At 73.6% G+C, this 11,227-nt stretch carries 11 protein-coding genes; 6 read left to right on the plus strand and 5 right to left on the minus strand.

The features are described from left to right. Positions 1-22 precede the first annotated feature (22 nt). On the minus strand, positions 23-2,071 hold the full coding sequence (locus tag V5O49_RS10190; protein ID WP_332902131.1) for an NAD(+) synthase: 2,049 nt from the start codon (positions 2,069-2,071) through the stop codon (positions 23-25). A gap of 71 nt (positions 2,072-2,142) precedes the next feature. Between V5O49_RS10190 and V5O49_RS10195 the strand changes: the two genes are divergently transcribed. Both V5O49_RS10195 and V5O49_RS10200 read left to right on the plus strand, forming a co-directional pair. Continuing rightward, a complete protein-coding gene (locus tag V5O49_RS10195; RefSeq protein WP_332902132.1) occupies positions 2,143-2,901 on the plus strand; it encodes a copper resistance CopC family protein in 759 nt (252 codons plus the stop codon). 161 nt (positions 2,902-3,062) lie between these two features. After that, entirely contained in the window at positions 3,063-3,344 is a 282-nt protein-coding gene (locus tag V5O49_RS10200) for an HU family DNA-binding protein (RefSeq protein WP_172153495.1), read from the plus strand. A gap of 278 nt (positions 3,345-3,622) precedes the next feature. Here the strand turns inward: V5O49_RS10200 and V5O49_RS10205 are convergent, their stop codons facing one another. The 4 genes from V5O49_RS10205 to V5O49_RS10220 all read right to left on the minus strand — a co-directional run bounded on the left by V5O49_RS10205 (position 3,623) and on the right by V5O49_RS10220 (position 8,588). Beyond that, a complete protein-coding gene (locus tag V5O49_RS10205; protein ID WP_332902133.1) occupies positions 3,623-6,394 on the minus strand; it encodes a lysylphosphatidylglycerol synthase transmembrane domain-containing protein in 2,772 nt (923 codons plus the stop codon). A gap of 83 nt (positions 6,395-6,477) precedes the next feature. Then, positions 6,478-7,314 (minus strand): CPBP family intramembrane glutamic endopeptidase, encoded by an 837-nt coding sequence (locus tag V5O49_RS10210; RefSeq protein ID WP_405001161.1) that lies wholly within the window; start codon positions 7,312-7,314, stop codon positions 6,478-6,480. Between the two features lie 109 nt (positions 7,315-7,423). Next, positions 7,424-7,663: a type II toxin-antitoxin system antitoxin gene (locus tag V5O49_RS10215; RefSeq protein WP_332902134.1), complete on the minus strand. Its 240-nt coding sequence runs from the start codon at positions 7,661-7,663 to the stop codon at positions 7,424-7,426. Between the two features lie 7 nt (positions 7,664-7,670). Next, positions 7,671-8,588, minus strand: a complete 918-nt coding sequence (locus tag V5O49_RS10220; RefSeq protein WP_332902135.1) for an SPFH domain-containing protein — start codon at positions 8,586-8,588, stop codon at positions 7,671-7,673. A 153-nt stretch (positions 8,589-8,741) separates the two neighbouring features. Here V5O49_RS10220 and V5O49_RS10225 point away from each other — a divergent pair, with 153 nt between their 5' ends. From V5O49_RS10225 to V5O49_RS10240, 4 genes are all read left to right on the plus strand, one after another. Beyond that, entirely contained in the window at positions 8,742-9,401 is a 660-nt protein-coding gene (locus V5O49_RS10225) for a hypothetical protein (protein ID WP_332902136.1), read from the plus strand. Next, positions 9,398-9,697, plus strand: a complete 300-nt coding sequence (locus tag V5O49_RS10230; RefSeq protein WP_332902137.1) for a transcriptional regulator — start codon at positions 9,398-9,400, stop codon at positions 9,695-9,697. The genes V5O49_RS10225 and V5O49_RS10230 overlap by 4 nt, the downstream gene beginning before the upstream one ends. Then, on the plus strand, positions 9,694-10,587 hold the full coding sequence (locus tag V5O49_RS10235) for an ABC transporter ATP-binding protein (protein WP_332902138.1): 894 nt from the start codon (positions 9,694-9,696) through the stop codon (positions 10,585-10,587). The genes V5O49_RS10230 and V5O49_RS10235 overlap by 4 nt, the downstream gene beginning before the upstream one ends. After that, on the plus strand, positions 10,584-11,227 hold a 644-nt coding region (locus V5O49_RS10240), incomplete at its 3' end, for an ABC transporter permease (protein WP_332902139.1). The genes V5O49_RS10235 and V5O49_RS10240, both read left to right, overlap by 4 nt.

The following is an 11,227-nucleotide window of genomic DNA, read 5'->3' on the forward strand; positions in this document are numbered from 1 at the left end:
TCGAACGGGGGCCGCCCCGCACTCACTCGGCCGGCACGTTCTCCTCGACCTCGCGCAGCCACGCCGCCGCCGAGGCGTCCGAGGGCATCCGCCAGTCGCCGCGCGGCGACATCGTGCCGCCGGCGGAGACCTTCGGCCCGTTCGGCAGCGCGGAGCGCTTGAACTGCGAGGCGAAGAACCGGCGGAAGAACACCAGCATCCACCGCCGGATCGTCGCGAGGTCGTAGGTCGACCGGTCGTCGTGGGGGAAGTTCGGCGGCCACGCCCCGGCCTCGGCGTCCCGCCAGGCGTGCCACGCCAGGAACGCGATCTTGGACGGCCGCATCCCGCACCGCAGCGTCCAGTACAGCGTGAAGTCCTGCAGCGCGTAGGGGCCGACCATCGCCTCGGTGGACTGCGGCGCCTCGCCCTCGCCGGCCGGCACGAGCTCAGGGGAGATCTCCTGCACGACGATCTCGCGCAGCACGTCGCCGACCTCCGCCGGGAAGTCGCCGGAGTCCGCCACCCAGCGGATGAGGTGCTGGATCAGCGTCTTCGGCACCCCGGTGTTCACCGCGTAGTGCGACATCTGGTCGCCGACGCCGTAGGTGCACCACCCCAGCGCCAGCTCGGACAGGTCGCCGGTCCCCAGCACGATGCCGCCGCGGTGGTTGGCGATCCGGAACAGGTAGTCGGTGCGCAGCCCGGCCTGGACGTTCTCGAAGGTCACGTCGTAGACGGGCTCACCGGCGCCGTACGGGTGGTCGAGGTCGCGCAGCATCTGCTCGGCGGCGGGTCGGATGTCCAGCTCCTCGAAGCGCACGCCCAGCGCGCGCGCCAGCCGCGTGGCCCGGTCCTTGGTCTCCGACGACGTCGCGAACCCCGGCATCGTGACGGCGTGGACGTCCGTGCGAGGACGGCCGAGCCGGTCCATCGCCTTCGCGGCCACGACCAGCGCGTGCGTCGAGTCCAGGCCGCCGGAGACCCCGATGACCACCTTCGGCTGCCCGATCGCGGCCAGCCGCCGCTCCAGGCCGGTGACCTGGATGTTGTACGCCTCGTAGCAGTCCTGCGCGAGCCGCGCCGCGTCGTCGGGCACGAACGGGAACCGGTCCACGTGCCGGCGCAGGCCCAGGTCGCCCGACGGCGGTCCCACCCGCCACTCGACGGTGCGGAAGTCCCTGGTCCGGTCGCCGAGCGCGCGGCGGTTGTCGTCGAAGGTGCCCTGGCGCAGCCGGTCCTGGCGCAGCCGGTCGAGGTCGACGTCGGCCACCGCGCGACGCGGTCCGGCCGGGAAGCGTTCGGTCTCGGCGAGCTCGTCGCCGGCCTCGTAGACCATCGTCTGCCCGTCCCAGGACAGGTCGGTCGACGACTCGCCCTGCGACGCCGCGGCGTAGACGTAGGCGGCGTGGCAGCGCGAGGACGCCGAGCGCACCAGCAGCCGGCGGTCCTCGGCGCGGGCGATGGTGATCGGGCTCGCGGACGGGTTGAGCAGCACCGTCGCCCCGGCCAGCGCGGCCTCGGCCGACGGCGGCACGGGCACCCACATGTCCTCGCACACCTCGACGTGCACCGTCAGCCCCGCGACGTCGGAGGCGCGGAACAGCAGGTCCGGGCCGCAGGGGACCTCGTCGTCGGCGAACGGCAGCCGCACCGTCGCCCCGCGCAGGTCGGTGCCCGAGGCGAACCAGCGCTTCTCGTAGAACTCCCGGTAGGTCGGCAGGTACGACTTCGGGGCGACGCCGAGCACCCGGCCGCCCTGGACCACCACGGCGCAGTTGTGCACGCGGCCGTCGATCTCCAGCGGCGCCCCCACCACGAGCAGCGGGCGCAGGTCGGCGCTGGCCTCCACGATCTGCTCGAGGGCGTCGGTGACCGACTCGAGCAGGGTGTCCGCCAGGTGCAGGTCGTCCAGCGCGTAGCCGGAGACCGACAGCTCGGGGAACAGCGCGACGGCCACCCCGTCGTCGTGGCAGGCCCGGGCCTGGTCGAGGATCGCCGCGGCGTTGGCCGCCGGGTCGGCGAGCGTCACGGGCACGGTGCAGGCGGCGACGCGGGCGAAGCCGTGGGCGTAGGCGTTGCGGAAGTCCACACCCCGAGTGTGCCCGACGACACCGGGTCGACGTTGGCCGAGCGTCCGACGGCGGGGCTATCGTCGGCCACGTGGCGCAGAACCCCGAGGGCTCCCGGCCCCGATCCCGACCGTCCGTCCCGTCCGAGGGGCCGGACTGGACACCGGTCCGCCCGCAGCGACGGAACCGGCTCATCGCGGCGATCGTGGCGCTCGCGATGCTGCTGACCGCCGTCGGCGGCACGGCCGCGATGCTCTTCGGCGCGCTGTCCGCCAGCGCGCACGACCAGCTGCTGTCCACCGACCCCGAGGACGGGGCGTCGCTGGACGAGCCGGTCGACACGCTGACCCTGACGTACAGCTCCGACATCATCGCCGACGGCACCCAGGTCCGGGTGACCCCGCCGTCGGGCGAAGCCGTCGACGCCGAGGTGAGCGTCGACGGCCCCGTGGTCACCGCCACGGTGGGCGAGCAGGTCGCCGGCGGCGAGTACGAGGTCGCCTGGCGCGCCGTCTCCTCGGACGGGCACCCGATCGAGGGCGGCTTCGCCTACACGGCGGCCGGTCAGGACGCCGCTGAGGAGACCGACGAGCCGGTGCCCGCCGCGTCCGCCGAGGCCGAGCTGTCCGAGTCGGGCGAGATGGAGGGGCTCGGAGCGGCCGCCCCGGCCGACGAGCCCTCGCCGTCGGCGCCCGCCGAGGACGACGCGTCCGCCGCCGGGGCCATGCCGGTGCTGTACGGTGCCGCGCTCGTGGCGATCATCGGTGTCGCGGCCGTGCTGCTGATGCGGACGCGACGCCGTCTGCACGACGACCACGGCCAGGGCCCCACCCAGGGGCCGCTGAGCTGACCAACCGTCCGTACGGGTCCGGCTGGCGCGCCGAAGAGGCCAAAAGTCGCAGGAACCCGCGGATGTTCCATAGTGTGTTCCCGGTCCACCGGTTCCACCGGGCTGACCGTGAACGTGACGGCGCACGGCTCCGTGCGTCGTGATCCGGAGAAGGGATTCACATGTCGCTGAACAAGTCCGAGCTCGCCTCGGCCATCGCCGCCAAGGCCGACCTGACCAAGTCGGACGCCGAGGCTGCGCTCAACGCCTTCCAGGAGGTGCTCATCGAGTCCCTCGGCAAGGGCGAGGCCGTCAAGGTCACCGGTCTGCTGTCGGTCGAGCGCGTCGAGCGTGCCGCCCGCACCGGCCGCAACCCCCGCACCGGTGAGGAGATCCAGATCCCGGCCGGATACGGCGTCAAGATCAGCGCCGGCTCGCTGCTGAAGAAGGCTGTCGCCAAGTGATCCTCCGCTGACCTCGGTCAGCGCCTCGGAGGCCCGTCGTCTGCGGAGTCGCGGACGGCGGGCCTTCGCGCGTCCGGGGCGCGCGTCCGGGGGCGCGCATCCGGGGCTGCGCGCTGCCGAGATCGACCCGTCCGGACCGAGATCGACTCACCGTGAGTCGATCTCGGCCCCCTGAGTCGATCTCGGCGACTGGTGGCAGGCGGCAGGCGGCGGGCGGCGGGCGACTGGTGGCAGTCGACGGGCAACCGGCCGCGGGCGGCACAGCGGCCGGGGGCGGCTCAGAGGTCGCCCTTGCGCTCCAGGTAGCGCATCGCCGCCCAGCCGAAGGGCACCCGGCCCCAGTAGGTGACCAGTCGGAACAGGATGGTCGTGGACAGCGCGATCGACGCCGGGATGCCCGCGGCGGTCAGACCGGCGGTCAGCGCCGCCTCGACACCGCCCAGACCGCCCGGCGTGGGCACCAGCGCGCCCAGCGCGTTGCCCACGAGGTAGATGACGGCGACGTCGATGAGGTTGAGGGACTGGCCGAAGGCGGCCAGCGCGGCGTCGAACGCCAGCACGTACCCCAGGGACATCACCACGTTGCCGCCGATGCCGAGCGCCAGACGGGTCGGCTGGCCGAGCATCTGCGACAGCCGCGGCCAGACCTGCTCCAGCGTGGGTCGGATCTTGCCCCACACCCAGCGGCGGATCGCCGGGACCAGCAGCGTCGCCACGACGACGGTCGCCACCCCGGCGATGGTGAGCAGCACCGTGATCGACGGCAGCTCGATGAGCCCGCCCGACCCGGTGAAGATCGACAGCACGACCAGCAGCACCACGGTGACGACGAACTGCGACACCTGCACCAGCGCCACCGTCGCGACGGCCATCGGCAGCTCGACGCCGCGTCGGGTGAGCATCCGCAGGTTCAGCGCCGCGGGACCGATGCCGGCCGGTGCCGCGAGCGCCACGAACGACCCCGCCATCTGCGTCAGCGTGGCGCGCCAGAGCGGCAGCCGTCGGGGGGAGAACGCGACGAACGTCAGGGCGGCCCCGAACCACGTGATCGCCCCGAGGGCGAAGGACGCGACCACCCACCAGGGGTTGGCCCGGCTCACGGCGTCGGTGATCTCGTCGAGGTTCATGGTGGTGACCAGGGCGGTCACCACCACGATCGACAGCGCGAGCGTGACGACGGTCCGTGCGCCGAACCGTGTGATGTTCTGCGGCTGGACGTCGACCTGCGGCAGCCGTTCGACGAGGGCGTCGCGCAGCTCGTCGAGCATCCCGCGCCGCTGCCGCACGGCCACGCGCGTCACGGCCGGCAGGGCGATGGACTGCAGCAGCGGTCCGACGGCGGCGACGTCGTCGGCGTCGAGCGCCCGCACCGCCGAGGCGACGGCGCGGCGCGGGCCGACCCGCAGGGCCAGCAGCGCGAGCATCTGGACCAGGTCGAGCCGGCGGCCCAGGACGGTCGAGGCGATCTCGCCCTGCTCCCAGCCCGTCAGCCAGACGCGGGGTCGGGGGCCGTCGGAGTCGACGAGCAGCACGTCCGGCGTGAGCGCGTGGTGCGTCAGACCGGCCTCGTGCGCCCGCCCGAGCTGCGCCCAGGCGGCGGCCAGGACGGCGTCGCCGCGCGCCCCGGCGAGCGCCGCGTCGGGCAGGTCGCGCCAGGGCACGGCACCGACGGCGTGCTCGGTGACGAGCACGATCGAGTCCGCGGCCTCGCCGACGCCGAGCAGGCGCGGGGTGCGGACGTGCGCGGCGTCGGCCGCGTAGGTGAGCATCGCGGTGCGCTCGGCGACGGCCTTGAGCGACACCTGCGCCCGGCCCTCCAGGCCCCGCAGGCGCAGGCCGCGCCACAGCCGGGTGAGCACGCCGACGACGTGGCGGTCCCCGTCGAGGACGACGACGTCGCGGCGGTCCCCGTCCGGGGTGAACATCGCGTAGACCCGGGCGTCGCCGGTGCGGGTCAGGGCCCGGGTGGCGGGGTCGGCGAGGGTCTGCGCCGACGGGATCCGCGAGCGGGGGTCGTCGGTGCCGGTGCCGGTGGTGCGGCGGGTGCCGTACCGGGGTCGGTTGCGCAGCAGGGCCCGCAGCGTGGTGCGCGAGGTGACCTCGCCGGAGGCGTCGACGTCGGTGACCGTCTCGTCGGGCAGCTCCGGGCGAGCGGCGTCCTCCGCGGCCCCGGCGTCGGCGGGCGCCGTGACGTCGCGCACGCGCACGAGCGTCGTCGGGCGGAAGCCGGCGCGGCGCACGGCGGTGACGAGCTCGCCGCCGTAGGCACGCTCGGAGCGCACGCCGGAGGCGTACTGCACGGTCTGGCCCGCCAGGCGGCCGAGCAGCAGGGCGACCAGGACGCCCGGCAGCGGCGCCTGCCCGGTGATGAGGGCGATGATCAGGGCGAGGTAGAGGACGTTCCACGACCAGCGCACGGTGCGGCGGCGGGTGCGCGGGCCGGCGGTGGTGAGCAGCGCCGCCAGGCCCGCCACGTACCCGGGGATCGTGATCTGCCAGGCGCCGTCGCGGAAGATCGACAGCGACCGCAGCAGCTCGTCGCCGCCCCACCAGTCGACCATCAGCACCGCGAGGACGCCGAGCACGAGTCCGAACGTGGCGGCGACGATCGACTCGACGACCTGGCGGCCCAGTCGCCGGACGGCGAGCTCGACGAGCACCACGACGGGGACGAACAGCGTGACGAGCCCCTCGAGGACGACCACGGGGATGAAGAGCAGCTCGCCGAGGAGGGTGTTGAACGCGCGCACGTCGGCGGTGACGCCCTCGGTGGTGCCGTGGGCGACGACCGACAGCACCAGCACCAGTGCGACGCCGACGGCGCTGCTGATGATGCCGAGCAGGTCGGAGGGGTTGCGCACCCGCTGCTCGGGCGTGTCGACGACGCGGACGAGGCCGGCGTCGTCGTCGGGGACGCCGCCGGCGAGGAAGAGCGCGTCGAAGGCGCCGGTGGGCGGCTGGGCGTCCTCCCGGCGGGAGGAGCCGACGTCGTGCACCGTGCTCGGCGGGGTGCCGGGGCCCGCGGGGGCCTCGCCGCTGGCTCGGGACATATCGGCGAGTCTAGGTGCGCGGGCCGCGTCGGGCCGGTCGAGAGAGGGTGATCCGTGCCCGGGTCGACCGTCGGTCGGTCAGGTCATCCGACGCCGAGGGCCGCAAGCCAGTCGGCCGGCAGGAAGGCGTAGCCCACGAACGCCACGATGTCGAGCAGCGTGTGCGCGATCACCAGGGGCAGCACGCGGTGCCGCCCCCAGCGCGAGGTGTAGAACCAGGAGAAGACGATCCCCATCACCACGTTGCCGAGGAACGGCCCGAAGCCCTGGTAGAGGTGGTACGAACCGCGCAGCAGCGCGCTGGTCACGACGAAGGTCACCCGGTGCCAGCCGAGGTCCGCGGTGCGTTCGTGCAGGTAGGCGACGGCGACGACCTCCTCGAGGAGGCCGTTCTGCAGGGCGGCCAGGACGAGCACGGGGACGGTCCACCAGTAGTCGGCCAGGGCGCTGGCCTGGATCTCCACGGTGATGCCGAGCGCGCGGCCGAGCGTGTAGAACGCCAGCCCGGGGATGCCGATCGCGGCGGCGAGCGCGAACCCCCAGGCGGTGTCGCGGCCGGGGCGGGCGGCGTCGAACCCGATGCGGCGCAGGGTCCCTGGCCCGCGAGCGCTGAGGAGGTAGATCGCGAGGGCGACGGGCAGCACGGCGAAGGCGATGCCGAGCAGCTGGTAGGTCAGGTCGACGTAGGGGCGTGCCGACCGGGTGGCGTTCAGGGTGGCGGACTGCTCGGCCAGCGTGGTGCCGGAGGTGAGCCGGGCGAGGATGTTGACGACCGCGTAGATCGCGCTCTGTCCGAGGCTGAGGCCGAGGACGAGCCAGATCTCGGCCCCGGTCCGACGGCGTTCCTGCGGCGTGCGGGCCGGCGCGGCGGGCGCGGGCGGGGTCCAGCGCGGAGCGGGGACTGTCTTCGGGTCGGCCACGCCCACAGCCTAGGCACCCCCCCCCCACCCCGCCCTCGTTGTGGGCATGAAATCTGCAGGTCTGGACCGGTCCGGACCTGCAGATTTCATGCCCACAACGAGGGGGTGGTCAGGGGTTCGACGGCGGACGGCCCGGACCGCGCGGCGGCGGGGTGTCGCGGGGCAGCCGGCCGGCGTCGCGCAGCGCCCGGCGCAGCAGCAGGTCGATCTGCGCGTTGACGCTGCGCAGGTCGTCGGCGGCCCAGCGCGCCAACGCCGCGTGCACCGTGGGGTCGAGGCGCAGCAGCACCTGCTTGCGTGGCGGACGTCGTCGCGGGCCGCCGGGCTCGGCGTCCTCGGCCTCGCTCACTGGTCGCTCACTGGTAGAGCGACCCCGTGTTGACCACCGGGGTGGCGCGGCTCTCCCCGCACAGCACGACCAGCAGGTTCGAGACCATCGTGGCCCGGCGCTCGTCGTCCAGGGCCACGACCTCGTCGGTCTCGAGCCGGGTCAGCGCGCTCTCGACCATGGACACGGCCCCCTCGACGATGCGCTCGCGGGCCGCGACGATCGCCCCGGCCTGCTGGCGCTGGAGCATCGCCTGGGCGATCTCGGGGGCGTAGGCGAGATGGGAGATGCGGGCCTCGACGACCTCGATGCCGGCGACGGCGATGCGCTCGGCGACCTCGGCGGCGATCTCCTCCGAGACCAGCTCGGTGGCGCCGCGCAGCGACTCGCTGCTGTCGCCGCCGTCGTACGGGTGCGACATGGCCACGTGGCGCAGGGCGGACTCGGACTGCACCACGACGAAGTCGTCGTAGTCCTCGACGGCGAAGCTCGCCCGGGCGGTGTCGGCGACCTGCCAGACGACGATCGCCGCGATGGTGACGGGGTTGCCGTCGGCGTCGTTGACCTTGAGCTCGCTCGTCTCGAAGTTGCGCACCCGCACCGAGACCTTGTTCCGGGTGGTCAGGGGTGCGGTCAGCACCAGGCCGGTGCGCCGCACCGTGCCGACGTACCGGCCGAAGAACTGCACCACCACGGTCTCGCCGGGGCTGACGACGGCGACGCCCGTCGGCACCACGACGCCGAGCACGGCCAGCACGGCGCCGAGGGCGACACCGACGCCGCCGCCGACCACGACGACGGCGACACCGAGCAGGAACACGGCGATCGCGAGCACGATCGCCAGCACCGTGCCGCCGGCACCGAGCGACCAGGCGTCGCGCTCGGTGATGTCGACCCGTGTGCCGGCGTGGCCGACGGGCGTTCCGGTCGGGGTGGTGCTGGTCATGGGGAGCGCTCCAGGAGTCGTCGGGCGGCGCGCGGTCCGGCGCCGATAACGTGATATCACATTTTCGGGTCTTGTCGGACCGTCGCTCTGGTGGCATGATGCAAAGTAGTTTGTAGCACAAACCTCGAAACGGATCCCCCTCAGGAGTCGATCGTGAGCACCGAGTCCGAGAGCAGTCCCGACCGACCGCTCGACCCCGCCGCCACGCTGGACCTCATCGCGCAGTCCCAGCGACGCGCCCGTGCCGGGACGGAACCCGACGGCCGGCTGCTCTGCCTGGTGTGGGGGGTCGCCTGGCTGGTTGGCTACACGGCGCTGTGGTGGAGCGCCCGCGCGCTCGGTGGCGCGCCGGACGCCCTCGCCTTCGCTCTGTTCGGGGCGCTGCTCGGCACCGCCGTCGTCATCACGATCGTCCACGCGCTCCGACGCACGGCGGGGACGCGCGGGCCCGAGCGCCGCGCCGGGGCGCGGTGGGGGACCGCGTGGCCGATGGCCTTCCTCGTGTTCCCGGTCGTCATGGCCGGGCTCGGACGGGCGGAGGCGTCGGGCGAGGTCGTCGGCCTCGTCTCCAACGCGCTGGCCTGCGTCATCATCGGCGTGATGTACCTGACCGGAGGAGCGCTCTTCGACGACACGGGCCTGTACGTCCTCGGCGTGTGGATCCTGCTCACCGGCGGTGCCGCGACGCTCGCCGGGATGCCGGCCACCTATCTCGTCATGGCCACGATCGGTGGGGGCGGATTCCTCGCCATCACGCTCGTGTGGCACGGGCTGCTCGTCCGGCGCCGCCGCGAGGGCGGGGTGCCGTCGTGACCGAGCTCGACACGGTCATCCACGCCCCGGCGCGCCTGCGGGTGGTCTCGACGCTGGCCGCGCTGAGCGCCGGCGAGGAGATCACCTTCGCCAAGCTGCAGAAGCTCCTGGACATGACCGCGGGCAACCTCTCGACGCACCTGCGCAAGCTCGAGGACGCCGGCTACGTCCGGCAGACCAAGGAGTTCGCCGGGCGTCGGCCCGTCACCTACCTCGCCCTGACGACGGACGGTCGCCGGGCCTTCGAGGACTACACCACCACCCTGCAGGACCTGTTGAGAGGAGCCGGATCATGACGGTCATCTCCGTCGACGGCGTCACCCGCCGGTTCGGCGAGGTCGTCGCCCTGGACGACGTCACCCTGGACGTCGGCCCCGGCGAGCTCGTCGGCCTGCTCGGCCCGAACGGCGCCGGCAAGTCGACCCTGCTGTCGCTGGTCAGCGGCCAGCGGAGACCCGACACGGGCGGTGTCCGGGTGCTCGGCGGGGACCCGCGCGACGCCGCGACCCGCACCGGGCTGGGGGTCACGCCGCAGGAGACGGGCCTGCCGCCCACCCTGCGCGTCGGCGAGGTCGTCGACTTCGTCGGCGGGCACTTCCCGGACCCGATGCCGACCGCCGCCCTGCTCGAGCAGTTCGGCCTGACGGACAAGGCCCGCAAGCAGACCGGGTCGTTGTCCGGCGGTCAGAAGCGACGGCTCGCCGTCGCCCTGGCGTTGGTCGGGCGCCCCCGGGTGATCCTGCTCGACGAACCTACGACGGGGCTCGACGTCTCCGCGCGGCAGGCCCTCTGGGGCGCGATCCGGCGGTACCACGCCGAGGGCGGGACGGTGCTGCTGACCAGCCACTACCTCGAGGAGGTGCAGGCGCTGGCCGAGCGCGTCGTGGTCATCGACCACGGCGTCGTGCGGGCCGACGACTCCCTGGACGGGATCCTGCGCCGCGTCGGCCTGCGTCGGGTGCTGCTGCGTGCCGCGACCGACCTGACCGGGCTCCCCGGAGTCGCCCGGGGCGAACGCCGCGACGACGGCACGCAGGAGCTCTACACCACCGACTCCGACGCGCTGGTCCGGGACCTGGTCTCCGCCGGCGTGCAGTTCTCGGACCTGCAGATCCGCGGGGCCAGCCTCGAGGAGGCCTTCGCCGAGATGGTCGCCGCGGACACCCTGGAAGGAGCCCACCGATGACCGCCACGACCGCCGCCGCGCAGGTCCCGCCGTCGGGCACCGTGAGCCCGGCACGCCTGACCTGGCTGCACCTGAAGTTCCAGTTCCTGGAGACCGTGCGCATCCCCGTCGCCGTGCTGGGCAACATGCTCTTCCCGTCGCTGGCGATGTTCTTCTTCGTGGTCCCGCAGAGCGACGTGGCGCAGAACCCGGTGTACGCGACCATGGCCGTGGCCGGTCTCGCCCTCTTCGCCGTCTGCTCGGCGAGCCTGTTCACCTACGGGCTCGGCGTGGCCGAGGACCGCCAGCTCCCGTTCGACCCCTTCGTGCGGTCCCTGCCGGCCGGCCCGGCACCCCGCATGGTCGCGCGGATCCTCAACGGCGCGATCTTCGCGCTGTTCGGGCTGGTGCCGCTGATCGTCATCGGCTGGCTGTTCACCGCGGCCTCGGTGACGCTGCTGCAGCTGCTGGCCGGGGTGGCGACGATCCTGGCCACCTCGGTGCCGTTCGTGCTCCTGGGCATGGCCGTCGGCTACTCGCTGTCGGCCAAGGCGGCCCTGCCGGTGGTGCAGGTCGTGCTGTTCCCGCTGGCGTTCGCCGGCGGCCTGTTCCTGCCGCCGGTGGCGTTCCCGGACTGGCTGAACACGCTGTCCCAGGGGAC

Source organism: Isoptericola haloaureus (genome assembly GCF_036689775.1).
GTDB classification, from domain to species: Bacteria; Actinomycetota; Actinomycetes; order Actinomycetales; family Cellulomonadaceae; genus Isoptericola; species Isoptericola haloaureus.